The organism is Algoriphagus sp., assembly GCF_046296635.1.
Taxonomy (GTDB): Bacteria; Bacteroidota; Bacteroidia; order Cytophagales; family Cyclobacteriaceae; genus Algoriphagus.
Genome location: NZ_JBKBKZ010000027.1, coordinates 26,702 through 45,655, shown reverse-complemented (window position 1 = coordinate 45,655; position 18,954 = coordinate 26,702). Strand labels below are relative to the sequence as shown.

Annotated in this window: 16 protein-coding genes and 1 tRNA gene; 9 read left to right on the top strand and 8 right to left on the bottom strand. The window is 40.7% G+C overall.

Annotated features, from left to right (window positions below; translation table 11 throughout):
- The first annotated feature begins 46 nt into the window (after positions 1–46).
- On the top strand, positions 47–1,150 hold the full coding sequence (locus ACK4HU_RS17285; protein WP_409808867.1) for a Gfo/Idh/MocA family protein: 1,104 nt from the start codon (positions 47–49) through the stop codon (positions 1,148–1,150).
- Here the strand turns inward: ACK4HU_RS17285 and ACK4HU_RS17280 are convergent.
- The 3 genes from ACK4HU_RS17280 to ACK4HU_RS17270 are packed head-to-tail and all read right to left on the bottom strand — an operon-like array spanning position 1,147 to position 3,003.
- Positions 1,147–1,653, bottom strand: coding sequence for an N-acetyltransferase family protein (locus ACK4HU_RS17280; RefSeq protein ID WP_409808865.1), 507 nt, complete (start codon positions 1,651–1,653; stop codon positions 1,147–1,149). The two genes, ACK4HU_RS17285 and ACK4HU_RS17280, sit on opposite strands and share 4 nt — an antisense overlap.
- The gene (locus ACK4HU_RS17275) at positions 1,653–2,525 is read right to left on the bottom strand and encodes a fructosamine kinase family protein (RefSeq protein WP_409808863.1); all 873 of its coding nucleotides are present in this window, start codon (positions 2,523–2,525) and stop codon (positions 1,653–1,655) included. Before ACK4HU_RS17275 ends, ACK4HU_RS17280 begins: the two co-directional genes overlap by 1 nt.
- On the bottom strand, positions 2,518–3,003 hold the full coding sequence (locus tag ACK4HU_RS17270; RefSeq protein ID WP_409808861.1) for a low molecular weight protein-tyrosine-phosphatase: 486 nt from the start codon (positions 3,001–3,003) through the stop codon (positions 2,518–2,520). The genes ACK4HU_RS17275 and ACK4HU_RS17270 overlap by 8 nt, the downstream gene beginning before the upstream one ends.
- A 184-nt stretch (positions 3,004–3,187) precedes the next feature.
- On the opposite strand from ACK4HU_RS17270, the gene ACK4HU_RS17265 reads away from it, so the two are divergent.
- The 5 genes from ACK4HU_RS17265 to ACK4HU_RS17245 all read left to right on the top strand — a co-directional run bounded on the left by ACK4HU_RS17265 (position 3,188) and on the right by ACK4HU_RS17245 (position 8,749).
- On the top strand, positions 3,188–4,435 hold the full coding sequence (locus ACK4HU_RS17265) for a 3-deoxy-D-manno-octulosonic acid transferase (protein WP_409808859.1): 1,248 nt from the start codon (positions 3,188–3,190) through the stop codon (positions 4,433–4,435).
- Positions 4,432–5,355 (top strand): ribosome small subunit-dependent GTPase A, encoded by a 924-nt coding sequence (gene rsgA / locus ACK4HU_RS17260; protein WP_409808857.1) that lies wholly within the window; start codon positions 4,432–4,434, stop codon positions 5,353–5,355. The genes ACK4HU_RS17265 and rsgA overlap by 4 nt, the downstream gene beginning before the upstream one ends.
- Positions 5,356–5,409: 54 nt before the next feature.
- On the top strand, positions 5,410–5,901 hold the full coding sequence (locus ACK4HU_RS17255; protein ID WP_409808856.1) for a phosphoribosyltransferase family protein: 492 nt from the start codon (positions 5,410–5,412) through the stop codon (positions 5,899–5,901).
- 4 nt (positions 5,902–5,905) lie between these two features.
- Positions 5,906–6,727, top strand: a complete 822-nt coding sequence (panB, locus tag ACK4HU_RS17250) for a 3-methyl-2-oxobutanoate hydroxymethyltransferase (RefSeq protein ID WP_409808854.1) — start codon at positions 5,906–5,908, stop codon at positions 6,725–6,727.
- 126 nt (positions 6,728–6,853) lie between these two features.
- Positions 6,854–8,749 carry a PQQ-binding-like beta-propeller repeat protein gene (locus tag ACK4HU_RS17245; protein ID WP_409808852.1) on the top strand — a complete coding sequence of 632 codons (1,896 nt, stop codon included), beginning with the start codon at positions 6,854–6,856 and terminating at the stop codon, positions 8,747–8,749.
- Positions 8,750–8,833: 84 nt separating this feature from the next.
- Here the strand turns inward: ACK4HU_RS17245 and ACK4HU_RS17240 are convergent, their stop codons facing one another.
- The 5 genes from ACK4HU_RS17240 to ACK4HU_RS17220 form a co-directional block, all read right to left on the bottom strand.
- Positions 8,834–10,039: a glycoside hydrolase family 57 protein gene (locus tag ACK4HU_RS17240; RefSeq protein WP_409808850.1), complete on the bottom strand. Its 1,206-nt coding sequence runs from the start codon at positions 10,037–10,039 to the stop codon at positions 8,834–8,836.
- The gene (locus ACK4HU_RS17235; RefSeq protein ID WP_409808849.1) at positions 10,036–11,325 is read right to left on the bottom strand and encodes a glycosyltransferase family 4 protein; all 1,290 of its coding nucleotides are present in this window, start codon (positions 11,323–11,325) and stop codon (positions 10,036–10,038) included. Before ACK4HU_RS17235 ends, ACK4HU_RS17240 begins: the two co-directional genes overlap by 4 nt.
- 13 nt (positions 11,326–11,338) lie before the next feature.
- A complete protein-coding gene (locus ACK4HU_RS17230) occupies positions 11,339–13,255 on the bottom strand; it encodes an amylo-alpha-1,6-glucosidase (RefSeq protein WP_409808848.1) in 1,917 nt (638 codons plus the stop codon).
- Between the two features lie 345 nt (positions 13,256–13,600).
- Positions 13,601–13,676 (bottom strand) — tRNA-His (locus ACK4HU_RS17225).
- 78 nt (positions 13,677–13,754) lie between these two features.
- Positions 13,755–15,098, bottom strand: coding sequence for a dihydroorotase (locus ACK4HU_RS17220; RefSeq protein ID WP_409808846.1), 1,344 nt, complete (start codon positions 15,096–15,098; stop codon positions 13,755–13,757).
- Positions 15,099–15,232: 134 nt separating this feature from the next.
- Here ACK4HU_RS17220 and ACK4HU_RS17215 point away from each other — a divergent pair, with 134 nt between their 5' ends.
- From ACK4HU_RS17215 to ACK4HU_RS17205, 3 genes are all read left to right on the top strand, one after another.
- Positions 15,233–16,591: a DEAD/DEAH box helicase gene (locus tag ACK4HU_RS17215; protein WP_409808844.1), complete on the top strand. Its 1,359-nt coding sequence runs from the start codon at positions 15,233–15,235 to the stop codon at positions 16,589–16,591.
- Between the two features lie 80 nt (positions 16,592–16,671).
- Positions 16,672–17,781: a DUF4221 family protein gene (locus ACK4HU_RS17210; RefSeq protein WP_409808842.1), complete on the top strand. Its 1,110-nt coding sequence runs from the start codon at positions 16,672–16,674 to the stop codon at positions 17,779–17,781.
- Between the two features lie 5 nt (positions 17,782–17,786).
- On the top strand, positions 17,787–18,932 hold the full coding sequence (locus ACK4HU_RS17205; RefSeq protein ID WP_409808840.1) for an alpha/beta fold hydrolase: 1,146 nt from the start codon (positions 17,787–17,789) through the stop codon (positions 18,930–18,932).
- The last annotated feature ends 22 nt before the right edge of the window (positions 18,933–18,954 follow it).

Genomic DNA, 18,954 nt, shown 5'->3' with positions numbered 1-18,954 from the left:
AGATTTCTTTAACTTCAAGAAATCAAACCTTAAACCTAATAACCAAATGGAGACAAGAAGAATTTTTCTCAAAAGAGCCGGTCTGTCGACATTGGCTTTAAGTTTACCCTTCACTGAAACACTAGCTGCTATGGATTTTCAAAATGATCACAAAGTTCTCCGTGTTGCAATTATGGGACTTGGAAGTTATGGAAGTCGTGTCGCAGATGCGATGATTAATTCCAAAAGAGCAAAACTTGTAGGAGTGATCAGCGGAACTCCATCCAAAGTGGAGACTTGGAAGAAGAAATATGGCATTCCTGACAAAAACTGCTACAACTACGAGAATTTCGATGAGATCAAGAATAATCCTGATATTGATGCGGTTTATGTGATTACTCCGAATGCCTTACACAAGCCACAATCCATTCGTGTTGCAAAAGCCGGAAAGCATGTGATTTGCGAGAAACCAATGGCACTCAATGCTGCTGAAGGCCGGGAAATGGTAGCTGCTTGCAAGGCTGCTGGAGTTCATTTACTTGTTGGCTATCGAATGCACTTTGAGGCAAAAACCCAGGAAGTTGTTCGTCAGCAACGGGCTGGAGAATTTGGAAAAACCCTATTTTTCCATGGCTTGAGTGGGTTTATCATCGGAGATCCAACGCAGTGGAGATTGAATTACGAATTAGCAGGTGGAGGTTCGATGATGGATATCGGAATATACTCTATCAATGGAGCGCGCTATATGCTTGGCGAAGAGCCAATTTGGGTGACGGCCCAAGAAGTAAAAACTGATCTGGTTAAATTTAAGGAAGGTGTGGATGAGACCATCGCGTTCCAAATGGGGTTTCCATCCGGTGCGGTAGCTACTTGCCTTTCCACCTACGCACTCAATAATTTAGATAAGTTCTTTCTGAATGGAACCAAAGGTTTTGCGGAAATGCAACCTTCAACCGGTTATGGACCGATCAAAGCTTGGACCAACAAAGGTCCAATCGAAGCTGAACATGTCACCCATCAAACCACGCAAATGGACGAAATGGCAGCAATTATATTGGATGGGGAAAAGCCAATGATTCCGGTGGATGGAGAAGAAGGCTTGAAGGATTTGGTAATTGTGGATGCGATATACAAATCCATAAAGACAGGTGAAAAAGTAATGATCGCCTAATTCTCTGACTTTAATATCAACTGCATAAATACCAGATTCAGCCATTTTCCGAATTTGAATCCGACTTCAGAAAATCGAGCTACTTCTTTGAATCCAAGTCGTTCGTGAAATTGATAACTTCCCACATTTTCTGAATCCATTCCTGCGATCATGACATGAAATCCCATTTCAGTCGCAATCTGGATCAGTTGTCGCATCATTTCAGTGCCCAGTCCTTTGGATTGGGCTTTTTTGGTTAAGTAAATCGAATGCTCGATGGTTTTATCGTATCCAGGCTTGGCTCGGAATCTACCAAAAGTCGCATAGCCTCCGATTTCGCCACCTACTTCTCCAATTAGAATAGGAAAGCCATCTTTTATTTTTTCTTCGAAAAGCTTCGCTACCTCCACTAAGTTTTTGGGCTCGTAGTCGTAATTATGGGAGGTATTTAGAATAGAGTCATTGATAATGTCCAGAATAGCAGGAGTATCACTTTCTTGGTAGGATCGGATTAAAAATGACATTATTGAAATAGCTTGATGATTTTTTCGATTCCCGGTAAATAGGCTGTGCCAAACAGATTCAAATGAACGAGTAGAGGATAGAGATTATAGAGTCCGATTCGGCTTTCGAAGTCAGGTTCCAAAGGTAAAATGGATTCATATGCCTCGTAAAACCGAGAATCAAAACCACCAAATAATTTTGAAAAGGCTAAATCCATTTCTCGATGTCCAAAGTAGATCGCAGGATCAATCAAACATGGTTTTCCGTTCTGATCACAAATCACATTACCTGACCAAAGATCTCCATGTAGTAATGCCGGTTTCTCTTTTGGGAACAAAGAATTTAATTTGGAATAAATGGTCTGGAATTTTTTCAGAAAATCAAGTGGAATCAGCTTGTCGAAATAAGCTTTGCCCACCATGGGTTCGAGGCGCTGCTCAATGAAGAATTCTGACCAATTGTCATATTGATAGTTCTTTTGATGCAATGACGCGATGTAGTTATCAGAATCCAGTCCGAAAGTAGTGCTATTCGTCAGGTGGAGGTGAGCAAGCCCTAATCCCAAATCTTCCCAATAATCCAACTGCTGTCGTGAAGAGGAAATGAATTCCGAAAGCAGGTAATTAAAATCTTCGATTCGACCATATCCAAATGTTTCCGGAATTTTAAGAAAAGTTGAGTTTCGAAGCATTTGAAGACCCTCAGCCTCTTTTGCTAAAATATTTCGTTCGTGGTCAATATTTACTTTTAAGAAAAATATCCCTTCAGAGGTTTCTAATCTTACTCCTTGGTTTTGATTTCCTGCGGCAATAAGAACAGCGGATTTTAGCTGAGCCAAGGGGCCCAAAGTTTCAAAAATTACTTGTTGATAGATTTCATTCTGATCAAGCATAAATTTGGTGCACTTCTTTGACCTTTATCAGAAAATCATCAATTGACTGATTCAAGATTTGAAAGATCTCATCAAAGCCTTCTTCTCCTCCATAATAAGGGTCCGGGACGGCAAGACCTTGTTCTCCATTCTCAAAATCCCGCATTAGGAAAATTTCTTTATCAGGAAACTTGTATCTGTCTTTTAGGTTATTCAGGTTCCGAAGATTATTCTCGTCCATGGCGATGATATAATGAAAGTCTCTGAAATCAGTTCGATTTACCTGTCTTGCGCGGTGAGTCATCATGAGGCCATTTTTTTTGGCGCATTTGATGGAGCGCTCATCCGGGAGCTCTCCAATATGAAAATCTGAGGTGCCTGCGCTATCGGATTTGAATTGACTTTCTAGTCCCATTTTTTGAATTTTATAGTTAAAAATTACCTCAGCTAGCGGAGAGCGGCAAATATTACCTAAGCAGACGAATAGAACTTTAATCATGTTGATCAATCAACTTTTATGAAAGGCTGGTTTACTTAAAAAAGTAGAGTATTGAAATTACAGATTTTTGATAGTATTAGCACAAGAGTAATTTCAAAATTGTCATTTTTTTTTATGTGTACAAAAATCTTTCTTCTTCTTGTGAAAAAATGAGGTTTTGTCTTTGAATGGCTACTTTTGAAAAATGAACTTGGTTTATCGCGTAGTTTTATTTTTGATTTCAGGAGTTTTATACCTGCTCAAGCCCTTTTCGGCCAAGTTGAACCACTTTTTGGAAAGTAGAACGTCACTATTCAAAGAACTGGTAATCTTCCGTAATTCTTATCATGGTTCTGTAGCTTGGTTTCATGTGGCTTCTCTGGGAGAGTATGAACAAGCTCGCCCGGTGATTTCAGTTCTTAAGTGTGAAAAGCCCGAGATGGCAGTGGTGGTTAGTTTTTTCAGTCCTTCGGGATACAATAATGTGGTGCACAAGCCACATCAAAATGTGGAATTCATCACTTATTTACCTTTAGATCGTAAAAGTCTTGCGGAAAAATTTGTAGCTCTTTTGAAGCCCGATCTTGTTTTTTTTGTCAAATATGACCTTTGGTTTCATCACATTCAGGCTTTGAAAGAAAGTAAAATTCCAGTGTTTTTAATAGCTGCAAGTTTCCGGGAGGATCAAAGTTTTTTCGGAGTGTTTGGATCATTCTTCCGACAAAATCTTTTAGCAATGGATTGGATTTTTACTCAAAATGAAAAAAGTCTGAGACTGCTTAAGAACATTGGATACAGTAAGGCAAGTATGGCAGGGGACACACGATTTGATCGGGTAGCGTCAACAGCCGCTTCTCCAAAAGCACTTCCTGAAATTAAAAATTGGACTGCCGAGCGCCCCGTGGTTGTTATTGGTTCGGCCTGGGATGAAGACATGAAGCTCTTAATACCCTTGATAAACTCTCGACCTAATTACTGTTGGATCATAGCTCCTCATGATTTGAATCCTGAACCCATGAATCGTTGGACTTCTCAGATTCAGCTACAATCGAAGCGCTATTCTTCTTGGAGCTCAACTGATTCAAATTCGGTACTATTCATCGACAATATCGGCATGCTTTCCTCGCTTTTCCAGTTTGCCAAATTAGCATACGTTGGCGGAGGGTTTGGAAAGGGGCTTCACAATATTTTAGAACCCATGGGTTTTGGAGTCCCAGTAATTTTTGGCGAAGTGAAAAATCCCTCAAAATTTCCTGAAGCTGCACAAAGTGAATTGGAGGGCTGTGGTTTTTCGGTTGTGAATGAAGAATCATTGATGGAGTGTTTCGCAAAGCTGGAGCAAGTGGATTTTTACCAAAAAGCAGTTGATTCCGCTCAAAATTGGGTAAAATCGAACCTTGGTGCAGCGGATCGGATTATTGAAAAAGTTAGCAAACTGAGTTCAAAAATATGAGGGGAAGAGTCATCAAATCGACCGGAAGCTGGTACATCGTTCAGGTGGACGATAAGGTGATTTCTGCTCGACTGAAGGGGAAGTTTAAGCAAGATGAACTCAAACTGACTAATCCGATAGCTGTCGGAGATTGGGTGGTATTGGAGCGGGAGGAAAATCAAGAAACGGCTGTGATTTCCGAGATTTTGCCACGTGAAAATTACGTGATCCGTAAATCCACGCGGAAACAGCACTTTTCTCACATTATTGCCAGTAATTTGGACCAAGCGATATTAGTCATCACGATGAAAAAGCCTCGAACTTCATTGGGGTTCATCGATCGATTTTTGGTGAGTACAGAAAGCTTCCGTATTCCAGCGGTTTTGGTAGTGAATAAAATGGATCAGCTGGAAGGCGATGACGAGGAAGAATGGCTGCAGGATATTCATGAAATTTATGAACCTCTTGGCTATGTGGTTTTGGAGGTTTCGGCACTGAAAGAAGCTGGATTAAAAGAAAAATTCTTACCTCTGATCCAAGGAAAATCCAGCTTGATCTCGGGCCATTCGGGTGTCGGGAAGTCAACTCTTTTGAATGCGATAGTACCGGAAGCTAAACAGGACACGAAGGAAATATCAGGATTTAGTGCAAAGGGAGTGCATACTACCACCTTTGCCGAGCTTTTTACGATACCCGAGGGAGGAGATTTAATCGACACACCCGGAATCAAGGAGTTTGGAATTTTGGATGTGGAGGATAATGAGCTATCTCATTATTTCCCGGAAATGAGAAAATACCTAGGCCAATGCAAATACAATAACTGTACTCACATCAATGAGCCGGGATGTGTGGTGCTGAAAAAATTGGAAGAGGGATATATTCATCCCTATCGTTACCAAAGCTATGTGAATATTCTACATGAGGAAGATAGTCATCGTTGATCGGCTTTGAATCCAATCCAAATTGGCCTAATTTTCATTTTTCAAAATCATCCTATGAGCGAAGTACTCAACCATAAGCAGGTCGGACAAAAAATCACCCGAATGGCTTTCGAAATCTATGAGCGAAATGTGAATTCGGCAGGAGTAGTTTTTGCCGGAATCACTGGAATGGGAATGAGTATGGCGAGACTTTTGGCAGAAGAGTTGAAGCAAATTTCTCCAATTAAGGTCGAACTTGTAGAAGTGTTTTTGGATAAAAAGGCAGTTTCTAAATCAGAAGTTGAGCTCTCGGATAATTTCGAAGTGATCAATAAAACCATCATATTGGTAGATGATGTCCTAAATACCGGTAAAACATTGGTCTATGCCATGAAGCCTTTTTTGGATCAGGAAATTCACAAAATGGAGATTGCTGTCTTGGTCAACAGAAGTCATGGACTATTTCCACTTCGCCCGGATTATACGGGATACGAACTCTCCACCACACTCAACGAGCACATCCGTGTAGATGTGTCAGGCAATCAACATTCAGTCCAGCTTCAGTAATACCATGTCTGTACATTCCTCCGCGAATCTCAAGCGAATCACTACCCACACGCTGCTCGAAATGAAGCAACGGGGTGAAAAGATATCCATGCTTACAGCCTATGATTACTCCATGGCAAAAATTGTAGATGAAGCAGGTATTGATATTATTTTGGTAGGAGATTCTGCCTCTAATGTGATGGCTGGTCACGAAACTACACTTCCTATCACGCTTGACCAGATGATCTACCACGCTTCCGCAGTAGTTAGAGCGGTGAAGCGAGCTTTTGTCGTGGTCGATATTCCTTTCGGAAATTATCAGGGAAATAGCTCGGAGGCTTTAAGATCAGCTATCCGAATAATGAAAGAATCAGGGGCTCATTCGGTGAAAGTGGAGGGAGGATCTGAAATCAAAGAATCGGTACTTCGTATTTTGAGTGCAGGGGTACCGGTGATGGGACATCTGGGATTGACTCCGCAATCAATTTATAAATTCGGTACATATACTGTCCGGGCAAAGGAAGAAGCAGAGGCGCAAAAACTTCTTGAGGATGCCAAAACCCTTGAGGAATGCGGTTGCTTTGCTTTGGTTTTGGAAAAAATCCCAGCCTCTCTTGCCAAAAAAGTAGCTGAAACTGTAACTATTCCCGTGATTGGAATAGGAGCGGGTGGTGATGTAGATGGACAAGTGCTGGTGATGCATGATATGCTAGGGATCACTCAGGAATTCAAACCCAGATTTTTAAGACAATACGCCGATTTACAAGCAGTGATGTTGGATGCATTCAAACGATATATTTCTGATGTGAAAGCAAAAGACTTCCCGAATGAATCGGAGAGTTATTGAATTTACCGCATAATTAACACAGCAGCACTTTTTCGGAAGTGCTTTTTTTTGCTCATACAAATACGACAAATGGCGTATTCCCCAGAACATTGGTGGTCGGTAGCTTTGATCAAAATTCATATTATCATGCAAAAGCGATCAACAACCACCCCCAAATTATTCCTTGTCATACTTTTGGTATGGGCGATAGGAATAGGAAGTTATGCACAGGAGCCAGCTTGGAAACTTAGTCTGGAAAAAGGAGTCGAATGGACCAAATACACCCCAAATAAAATTCTTCTAGTCGGAAGTTCTGACTGGGGACTTCATGGAGTAGATGCAAGTACCGGAAAACTTCTTTGGTCGAATAGTGATCTTTACAATTCTGCAAAGGCTCTTAAAGGGCCTGATGGCAAAAAAGTCGGATACACGCCTGACCTCATCCGTGTCTTGGAAGATCCAAATGATCCTGGAGTCTCTGATTTCGCCATTGTGAAATATACAGATGATATCTTAGTCAAAAACTTTGTGGTGATAAACATCCGAAGTGGAGAAGTGGTGATCAACCCAAAGATGGCCGGTATGCCTGTCGTGAAAATTGTAGGTCCTGAGCAGGCTACTTTCAATTATTATGGCTCAGATTTTATTCCTGAATTAAAGGCTGTAGTGCTCACGGCTAGTTTTGTGGACATGTATAAGGCTGGAAAACCTTACACTCAGATCACTAAATTTATCGATTTGGAAACAGGTAAATTAGCGTGGGAGAGTGATCAGTTTTCATCTAAATTTCTCCCTGTAGTGACTTCGGACAATAATCTGCTATTCATTGGAGAGAAAACTTCAGCCAAAATTAATGCTAAGACAGGTGCTCCGGTTTGGACTTTTGAGGTAGCGGACAAGAAAAATAATTTCGAGGCATTTGATGCAAATATTCACTTAACAGAGGGGTATTTCTACCAGAAAAAGGGAAATCAGGGAGTCGTCTCAGCAGTCGATCTACATACAGGAAAAGTGCTCTGGGAAAAACCCCTTGCAACCAAAGATGCTCCGGTTCTAACTGCTGAAAACTTTGGAGTGATCGTCGTAGATGATAAGAACTTTACGCTAATGGAAGCTGAGACAGGAAACACGAAATGGACAGCTAAAAAACTTTCGGGCATCGTGGTAGATTTGGGAAAAGACCGAGGAATTGCCGTAGGTGAAAAGGATAAATATCTTACTGTTCTGGATAAGAATACCGGTGCAGAAAAATGGTCGCAAAAAATTAAAGGAATTCAAATAGATCAGCTTACGGGAGCAGGAATCATGTATTATGACGAGAATGGAAGTGTAGGCCTCTTTGGTTTCGATGGTCAGCCCGTTTGGGACAAAAAAGATATGATCAAAGGCCCCGGAATATTGAGGGCCAAGCCATCCTTGGATCAGGAGGTTTTTTTTGCTGATGGAAAGATTTACCACGTCAATTTGGCCACAGGGCAGAAAAAAGTAATTGTTAATAAAGTTGAATTTGGAGAAAAAGAAACTCCTGACAATTTGGAATTCACTGGAGTGAACTTTGTGTTATCTTCCTCTCAAAATATGATGGGATTTGATCCAAACGGAACAATCCTTTATCAAGATCATTGGGCTTCGCCGAAGATCAGTTTGGCTGGAAGGATCGCAATGAGAACAGCACAAATTGCGATGGTGGCTATGGCCTCAGCGGCAGCTTATCAGCAAGGAGCCACTCAAGGTTCAACCTTCGCTCCAACATCAATCAGCAAGCAATATGGCCATCAGCGGGAGTTTTTTGAAGATATGTCGGGTGCTTTTGGTCAGGTAGCCAATCAACGATTTAAAGCCTCCTCATCTAAAGGTATTTACAGTTTTATCCTCACTGATGTAGGAGCAGGAGTTGGTTTGGTAAAAGTGGACAAGATCAGTGGAAAGGAAACAGGGAAAATAGTATTGAATGACAAAGAGCCAGTCTATGATTCAGATCCTGAAAATGGGATGATCTTCTACAAACCGTCTAAAAAGGAGGTTTTCGGGTACGTTTTCTAGTTCGCAGGATCATTTATTAGAAACAAAAAAATCCCGATTTCGGGATTTTTTTGTTTCTGATATTTCTAAAGAGTATGTCAAAAATCAAGATTTGATTTCTTCAGTTTTTTGCTTTACCCGAAGCATAAAATCGCTTAAGGCATTCATGAAATTAATAAACGCATCGTATGGCGTGTCGTAAGGACTGAAATACTCATGTACTGATCCATCGGAGAAAAATTTTGTACACATGTAGTAGAAATGATCGGAGGTCTGCAAGTATCCCCAGTCCCGCTGGATTTCAGGATCATCAATGCCTTTTACTAATTTTTCCATTTCATATAACCTATCAAATGCTTCGTCCTGCATGTCGTTTCCGAGCCATGCGGTTAAATCACGCTCTTCATCTGCCCATGAGATCGGTACCGGTACGTGAATTTTACTGACAGCAGGAACCGCCCTCGCAACTTCCGAAGGTGTAGAGAAAGTAAAGTTTGAATGATTTAAAACCGCCTCAGGCAGATGTCTCATGAATTCGAAAATTCCTGTCTCCGCCCATTGATGTTCTCCGAAAGTTTCATAATCCATAAATAGATTGACCACTTGCTCTTCCTTTGGGATAGCATTGATCCACTTGATGAATTTGTCTGTTGTCAGAGGGTAATCAGCCCAGGTTTTATTGCTAAATCGGAAGGCAATGTCATCAGATAGGAGAAAGTTTTTCAAAAGCACTTTCAACTTTGGTTCAATGGCATTGGAATAAACATAATTTGGGCTTTTCCATCCCAAGATATGTTTAGCACCTTCGGTCAAAATCGCTTCGTACCCTAATTCTGCCACCATCGCTCCGATTTGATCTGAATAAATCAGCTCAGTATTTCTAAAGACTTTCGGGGTATAGCCATTGAAAAGCTCCTTGATTCTATCCTGATGTTTCCTGACTAAGCTTGTAAATTCCTCCTGACTTTTCAATGCTGCCAAGGAATGTGTATATGTTTCATTCAACAGTTCCACTTTTCCGGTAGCTACCAGCTTCTGAAAACTTTCCAGAACATCAGGTGCATAAGCTTCCATCTGATCCAAGAAAGTGCCGGAAAGCGAAAATGCTACTTTGAATTTACCGTTATACTTCTGAATTAATTCCAGTAGTAAAGCATTCATAGGCAAATAGCACTTTTGTGCGACCTTTCGGATCACATTGCGATTTAAGTAATCATCCCAATAATGGTGATCTTCACCAATATCAAAAAAACGATAAGGTTTCAATCTAAAAGGCTGGTGCACCTGAAAGTAAAAGCAGATGGTTCTCATGATCGTTCGGCTAAAGTTTTTTCGTATACAGTCACTAGTTTGGCAGCCACGTGCTCCCATTTTAATTTTTTCAATTCCTCGCTTCCAAGTTCTTTGAACATGCGCGAAATTCCGTCATAATGCAATAAGGCAAAGATTGCATCAGCCATGGCATCTACATCCCAGAAGTCAACCTTAATGGCATTTCTGAGGACTTCAGCCACACCGGATTGCTTGGAAATTATTACAGGTGTGTTATGACGAACAGCTTCCAATGGAGCAATTCCAAAAGGTTCTGACACCGATGGCATCACGTAGACATCAGAAATTGCATACATATGATCTACATCATCACCTTTCAAAAATCCAGTAAAGTGGAATCTTGTGGCCATCCGTAATTCTGCGACTCGGTCAATCATAGGATTAAGCAAATCACCATTTCCTGCCATCACAAAGCGTACATTTGGATCACGATCGATGACTTTTTTAGCCGCTTCGACAAAATATTCAGGACCTTTTTGAAAAGTGATCCGGCCTAAAAAGGTTACAATTTTTTCCGGGACCTTCTTTTCGTATTCAGATTTGATAATACTCGCATCCAAAACTGCATTATGAAGAACTGTTACCTTGCTGGCAGGGACGCCGTATTTTCTTATGATGATGTTTTTGGTGAGTTGGCTGACGGCGACAATATGATCAGCAGCATGCATTCCAGCACGTTCGATATCGTAAACAGGTTTATTTACTGTTTCACCTGATCGGTCATATTCGGTTGCGTGAACATGGACTACCAAAGGTTTTCCGCTAATCTCTTTTGCAGCAATCCCTGCTGGAAACGCCAACCAATCGTGGGCGTGAATTATATCGAAACTGGGTTTGTCCCGAGCTATCTGAGCTGCAACGAGTGCATACCGAGATACTTCTTCCATCAGATTTTTACCATACTTTCCACTGAACTCAAACTTGTTAGTGAAAATACTCTCATCAACATCCGTTCTGTCGTGGATCGCATAATCTGTGAATTTTTTGAATTGTTCCGGACCTAAGTAAGGAACCAAAAAGCTGCTTACTTCCAAATAGGTAAGATTCTTCCAAAATTTCTTAAACCGCTTTTCTCTATAATCGATCTGGATATCACTTGCATTCACAAAATCGGCAAGGGGTTCTTCATCTCCCCATAATTTTGGAACAACAAATATCACCTCCTGATTGTGGTGGTTCATTCCTTTGACCAATCCATAACAGGCTGTACCTAATCCCCCGGAAATATGAGGTGGAAATTCCCACCCAAACATTAACACTTTCATAAAAGAGTCATTTTTATATCCTTTTGACTAAGTCCATCATTCTAAGTAGTTCTGCCACACTCCAAGCTTGCGAAATGGAGCCTTTTGGCCGGTGAGGAGGATCACCATCATAGATTTCAGCCACCGTTCCGATTCCATATTGAGACATGACACCATCAAAACCTTTGATAATTTTCTGCACAAAGTTTTTAGCCGCCTTTCCATGAAGTTTTAAGTACCCCTCCACAAAGTGACCTAAAAGCCAGGCCCAAACTGTGCCGTTGTGGTAGGCATTGTCCCGACTGATTTGATTGCCAAAATAGTATCCCTTATATCCGGGATCGTCTGGAGAAAGCGATCGAAGTCCCCGCGTTGTCAAGAGTTTTGATTTGACGATTTCTAAGATTTTGTCATTTTTTTCTTCACTTAGCATCGTGTAAGGCAGAGAAGTTGCAAAGAGCATATTGGGACGGATAGTCCAATCCTTCTCCTCGCCATCCATCACATCAGCCAAGTAGCCATAGTCCCAAGACCAAAATTCCCGGTCAAAAGAATCTTTAACCTGTGCTCCAAGGGTTGCAAATTCTTCTTCCCCACTTAACTCGTGGAAAAATAATAATGCATTATACCAAAGGGCTTGAATTTCCACAGGACAGCCAATCCGAGGAGTTACGGGTCCATCAGGAGTGATAGCGTCCATCCAAGTCAAAGCTACATCTTTTTGGCCGCCCCAAATCAGGCCATTTTCCATCATGTGGATATTATATGAGGTTCCTGCTTTGTAGCCTTCTATGATTCCTCGAAGTTTTTCGAGGTAGCGGTCTTTAATGGTCTTCTTGTCACCAGTGTAAACTATATACTGCTGCAGTGTCCAAAAAAACCAAAGAGGAGCATCCATTGATGTCATGTTGGTAAAGTCCCCACTTCCGATATTTGGAAAAAGCGGACCCTTAAGATCTCTGGACATAGTGTCCATGATGTTTAAAAAAGTTTCCGTATCACCATTGGATAAGGTTAGTCCTGGTGCAGCTATGAAAGTGTCTCTTCCCCACCATCCAAACCAAGGATACCCTGCAATAATTCTAGTGTCGCCATCTCTATTTCGAATGAACTGACCGGCGGAATTTTTAAGGCAGTTTTCGAAATTATTTCTTGGGATCCTTCTCGCAATTTCCTTTTGAAATGCATTTTGTCGTGTTTTTGGGTCCGCTTCTGTCAAACCTGCTGACAGAATTACCGATTCACCTTTTGCTATTTCAAATTCAAAATAACCAGGCACAAACAAATCCTCCTGATAATCATATCCTCTTTCCCGTTCCTGAATGTATTCGACATTATTGTACCAATTAGGCTTCGAAACAAATTCGTTTTTCTTTGAAAGCTGAAGGAATAGTGGGTCATACTCTTTGTATAACTGAAATTTCACCCCATTGGGAGCTTTTGAAAACTCCTTATTGATTGTGTCATTCTCTTTACATAGGCTGTGATACCCTCGGAATGCTAAGAAGGGCTGGATTTGAATTTTGGTGGGAGAGTGGGCATCCAGCAGGGTATAGCGGATCATCACTCGATCTCGATTGGTATCCAGAATTATTTCCTTTTGCAATACTACTCCCCCAACCCGGTAAGTCAGTTTGGGAATAGGTTCAGAGTCAAAATCTTCCAGATACTTATGACCTCGTGGAGAATAGTTGCCTGGAAACTTACTTATTCCAAGTTGGAATCGTGCGCCGTGTTGGATCACTGTCTCATGGACAGTTGATAGCAAGACATGGTTCTGTGAATCAATCTGAGGCTGAGGAACTACCAACAATCCGTGGTACTTACGTGTGTTACATCCGATAATTGTAGTGCTCGTGTAGGTACCAGAACGGTTTGTCCGGATGATTTCTCTTTCGAGAGAATAATTCAGGTTGATTAATTGGGTTTTATCAAAGTGGATATAACTCATAAAAGGGATATTGTAAAGATTTAAAAATAGAGTTTTGATTTGATAAGAAAAATTATGTGGAAAAAATAAAAGGTTATGTTTCCATAACCTTCATTAATCTGATGCAAAAATTCTCATGAATGAATCATTTCTCGCTGAATTTCTTCAAAATTTTTGAGGGATTCCTCAAATTTCACAAAGTAATTGTGGACTAAACGAATGTTAATCGGTTTGACCACCGGGAATTTTGGAGAGGACTTGAACAAAGTAAACATGTGAGCGTGGTTTAGTTAGAAATGAGCTTGTCAAATGTTATGCCAAGTCACAGTCCTAAGTAAAGCAAAAACCCCTCGACTTGAGGGGTTTGGGTGAAAGACCGGGTTCGAACCGGCGACCTCTGGATCCACAAACCAGCGCTCTAACCAGCTGAGCTACAATCACCATTTAATCCCATTTGGAAGTGGAGATCTCAAATGGTTCGCAAAAGTAATAATTCTGGGTACTTAGCGCAAGGCAGTCCTTAAATATTTCTTAAAAAAGTGATTCGCTCACCTTTCTTCCCTTCGTTAAATGTTCCCTCATCGTACGCTAAATGTCCGGAGACGATCGTTCGAGTGACTTTTGATTGAAAAGTATGTCCCTCAAAAGGAGACCAGCCACATTTGGATAATATATTTTCTTTAGAGACGGTCCAAGGCGAATTCAAATCCACCAAAACCAAATCAGCATAATATCCTTCGCGGATAAATCCTCTTTTCTCAATCTGAAAAAGGATTGCAACATTATGCGACATCTTTTGGACGATTTTCTCAAGAGAGATTTTTCCTTGATGATAAAAATCCAGCATTGCCACGAGACTATGCTGATTCAAAGGACCGCCGGAAGGGGCCTTAGTATACGATAGTGATTTTTCTTCCAAAGTGTGTGGCGCATGATCCGTCGCAATAACATCGATTCGATCATCTAACATGGCTTGGAAGATTTGGTCCCGGTCATTTGCTGACTTTACTGCAGGATTCCACTTGATCAGGTTGCCCTTTGTCGCATAATCTTCTTCCGAAAACCATATGTGGTGAATGCAAGCTTCCGCTGTTATTCGTTTTTGCTCCAGAGGAATGGTATTGTTAAACAACTCCAGTTCTTTTGCTGTGCTGATGTGAAGGATGTGGAGCCTGGTTCCATGTTTTTTCGCCATAGCCACTGCTCTACTTGAAGCATTATAACAAGCCTCTTCTGATCTGATCTTGGGATGGAATTTTACTGGGATATCCTCCCCATATATTGCCTTAAACTCCTCGAGATTAGCTTTTATAATGTGGTCATTTTCAGAATGGAGAGCCAACAGTCCCTTATAATTACTAAAAATTCCTTCCAGAGATTCGATGTTATCCACCACCATGTTGCCCGTCGAGGAACCCTGAAAAACTTTCAGTCCACAGACCTTATGGAGGTCTAGTTTTAGGATTTCATCCAGATTATCATTGGTCCCACCAAAAAAGAAAGAATAATTGGCGAGGGAAACTTCTTTAGCTCGGGCGTATTTTTCTTCCAATAGAGCAATCGTTACGGCCTGTGGGACTGTGTTTGGCATCTCCATATAAGTGGTCGTGCCACCAGCGACTCCAGCTTTTGCCTCAGTATAAATTTCCGCCTTGTGCGTCAATCCTGGCTCTCGAAAGTGAACTTGGTCATCAATTAAGCCTGGCAACAGGTGCTTTCCTTCACCATTAATATGGATATCAGCCGTTTCAGCGCTTAAGTCAGTTCCGATTTTGGCAATTCGGCCATCCTTGACCAAAACATCGCCAAGACTAATCCGGCCTTCATTGACTATATTTGCACCGGTGATCAGGATACTTTTCATGTGTTTATAATTTGATTTTGAATTGTCACATGGAATGCCCTGAATAATCATCCTCCTGTGTGAGATTTATTCCCATGGGCATTTCATCTTTTCTTTCATTTTCGATTACCGAAATCTTTCCAAAAATAACAAACATGAGTGATGAGGCCCTAGGTTTTGATGCTTTTAAGCTAAATAAACAATTGCTCGAGGCAGTGACCGCTGCAGGCTACACGCAACCAACTCCAATTCAAGAAAAAGCGATTCCACTGGCCCTAGCAGGACACGATGTTTTAGGAATAGCGCAGACAGGGACTGGCAAAACTGCAGCTTATGTGCTTCCGCTTTTGATGAAAGTAAAATATGCACAGGGAGCTCACGCCAGAGGAATAATTTTAGCGCCAACTCGTGAGCTAGTTATGCAGATTGAGGAAGTAGCCAAGCAACTTGCTCAAAATACAGACCTTCGGATCGTGAGTCTTTATGGAGGATTGGGTCCAAAAACCCAAATCGAGAACATCACTGCTGGAGTGGATATCATTATCTCTACGCCAGGTCGGTTCATGGATTTGTACCGAAAGGGGACTATCTACACCAAAGACATTAAAACAATGGTCTTGGATGAGGCGGACAAAATCATGGATATGGGTTTTATGCCTCAGATTCGCTCCATTTTGGAGGTGATTCCTTCGAAAAGGCAGAATTTACTTTTCTCTGCGACTTTTAGCGCGCGAGTAGAAAACCTCGCCTCAGAGTTCCTTGAATTTCCTGAGCGGGTAGAAGTAACTCCTTCGGCGACGACGGCCGAAACCATCGCTCAAGTCAAATATCACCTGCCCAATATCAAAACCAAGATCAATTTATTAGAGCATTTGCTGGCAAATGAGGAAATCAATCGGGCAATAATTTTTACCCGAAGCCGAAAGAATGCGGAATCAGTGTTTAGTTTTTTGGAGCGAAAACACTTGGGCGAGATTCGTGTCATTCATGCCAACAAAGGGCAGAACACACGGATCAATTCCATGGAGGACTTCAAGGGTGGAGAAGTCAGAATACTGGTGGCGACAGATGTTGCTTCTAGAGGTTTGGATGTGACGATGGTTTCGCACGTGATTAACTTTGATGTGCCGCTGATCTATGAAGATTACGTGCACCGAATTGGGCGAACTGGCAGAGCTGAACAGGAAGGCAAAGCAATCACATTTGTGAACCCGGCTGAAATCTATCACTTTGATCGGATCGAGGATATCATTCGCATGCGTGTGGATTTATTGCCGATTCCTGGAGTTGTAGATGTTCCTGATACGCCTTTTGAGGAAAAGCAAGGGTATGAGCGTGAACTGGATCGACTAAAACAACGTGATAATCCGGATTACAAAGGAGCGTTCCACGAGAAAAAAGCTCCACCAAAAGCCAATATCGGTAAAGGGGAGAAGGTCCGGGCAAAGAAACATGTGAAGAAACCCAACCGTAATCAGATGAAAACGAAGAATCAGAAGAATAAAGGAAAATAGAAAAACCTTGTCTATATTATTTAGGTAAATCTAGGAAAACTGACAAATGGCTCGGGAAATCCAGCCCAAATCATAATTCAATGAAAAATCTGTTTTTAGCAATTATTTTTTCGATCATAGTTTTTTCATGCGGGTCAAAGATTTCAGAATCTGAGCTAATTCCTGAAATTGTCAGGGTAAGTATTCCTATCACATCTGATCAACTCAACTCATACCAAGTCCTTAATAATTATTCCGAGAGCGGCTCCAACAAATTGATCGCTTACAATGGAGCGAGGCATTCGCTTGATTTTTTTGATCTGGATAAATCTGAAGTAATTAGATCAGAAAAATTGGATAAAGAGGGTCCAAATGGAATCGGAGCGGTGGAGTCTGTTTACTGGCATAATTCAGATTCGATATTTATGTACGAGCGCGGAAAGGTACATATCCTAAAAGAAGGTGGTCAAAAGGTAAATTCTATTGACTTTTATGAATTGTTCACAGGAAAAAATTTAGGCGAACCAGTTTGTAATTTTTATTTCAAGCTCAATTTCCTTGAAAATGAAAAGCTGATTTTCTTTTCCCTCATTTATCATGGAGTAAGCCTTGAAGAAAGGGCTGCTTTGCCCTTAGTTGCTTCTTTAAATCTTGAAACTTTGGAAGTAAAGCCTCTTTCTATTAGACATACGCAGCATTATAAAAAAGTCAGTGGAAATGTAGGTTTCATTACTTACCTAGGATTTCAGGATTTTATGAAGGATCGATTGATTTATAATTTTCAATATGAATCCACACTTTTCGCTCAAAATGTTCTGATACAGGAAAAATCAGATAGTGAGGTACATGAGATGAAATTCACCCCGGAATTACTAGAATTGGAGAATATTGATCAGCATGCTATTGACAATCCACATTTCTTAACTCCTATTCCAGATAATCATCGAAATCTGATTTATAGAGGGATTTGGGATTCGCCTGATACGTCTCTCCCTGAGTCTGGATTTACAGAAAAGAAAATATCAATAGCGGTTTTTGATTCTGATCTTTCACTTATTACATACTATAGTCTCCCCAATTACACCTATCAAATCAATAATTGGTTCGTTAATGAAAATGGATTGTATTTAAATTACGCCCATCCTCGAAACGAAAAGGTGTCTGAGGATTTTTTAGTATTTCATGTATTTCAATTTGACCAGGCGAATTAAGAAAAATGATTGGGGCATTTGGTTTAATTTTTGGCCTTTTATTCAATCCAATATCAGAAACTATTCAAGTTCCGCTGGATCATGCTGATCCTCAAAGCAGGATGATTAAGGTCACCTATCATTTTGAAAATGAATTTGATCCTAGAAGAGAAACAGTTTTCACCTTGGATGATCCGATTGATGATGCCTTTCAGGAGTTTGATTTAAGTGAAAACATCAAAGCAGAATTCAATTGGGTAAGGATCTCAGGGAGGCATTTCTCGGAGGATTTACAAAATTTCATTGAGGAATATGCCGAAGATGATTGGGGTAAAATCTATAACTGGCTCAACCAAAATCAGATATCCAATGATATTGAGCTGATCCGAAAGAAAGTTCTTGGAGAAGGCAAAGTGATGCTAATTGGGTATTCCTCTTCCACAGGAATTTTGCTTCATTATTTGTCTACTTATTCTCAAAGGGTGGACAAACTGATTTGCATCAATCCATTTCTGATGGATATTCAGACTAATCTCAGCTTTTGGAATTTTTCAAACTATTTTCAAGACCAATCCACGGTCTTGACCGATGCCGAATTCTTTGAATTTGCTTACAGATCTTCCGTGGATTATTTCAATTCTGACCCTTCCTTGAGAGATAGTTTGATTGATTCATCGATGAAAGAATTTAAAGAAAACCCTTCAAATTCGATGGAAATAAATTTTCCAACATCTTTTACTGTCCGTGCCTTCGAGCATACCATAGAACTCATGGCTCATGGGAATTCCGATTTTCCTGTTGCAAATTTTTTAAAAGAGAAAAGTGAACCACTTTGGACAACGTACTCGGAGAAAAGATTCCCTTTGATCGGGACAAACTATGATGTGGGATTAAGCTTCGAGGGACAAGTAATAATTCTTGGAAGTGCTTATGACCTCTTGATCAATCCAAAAGTTGTTGATGTGCTGGCTGAATTTTTTCCAAGAAGTACTTTGGTTTTGTTTAGAGACGGACATTCTATGGAAAAGACCAAAAAAGCAGAAGAATTCTCCGATTTGCTTTTAGCGTTTTTGAAAGATAATTTTCAAATGAAGGTGAAAGCGTATCAAAGTCTCACAAACTTAAACTTGCTTTTTCTAGGGAAAGATTACAATACTATTCGTGTAGACTGAAAATTAAAAAGGTCCCAATTGC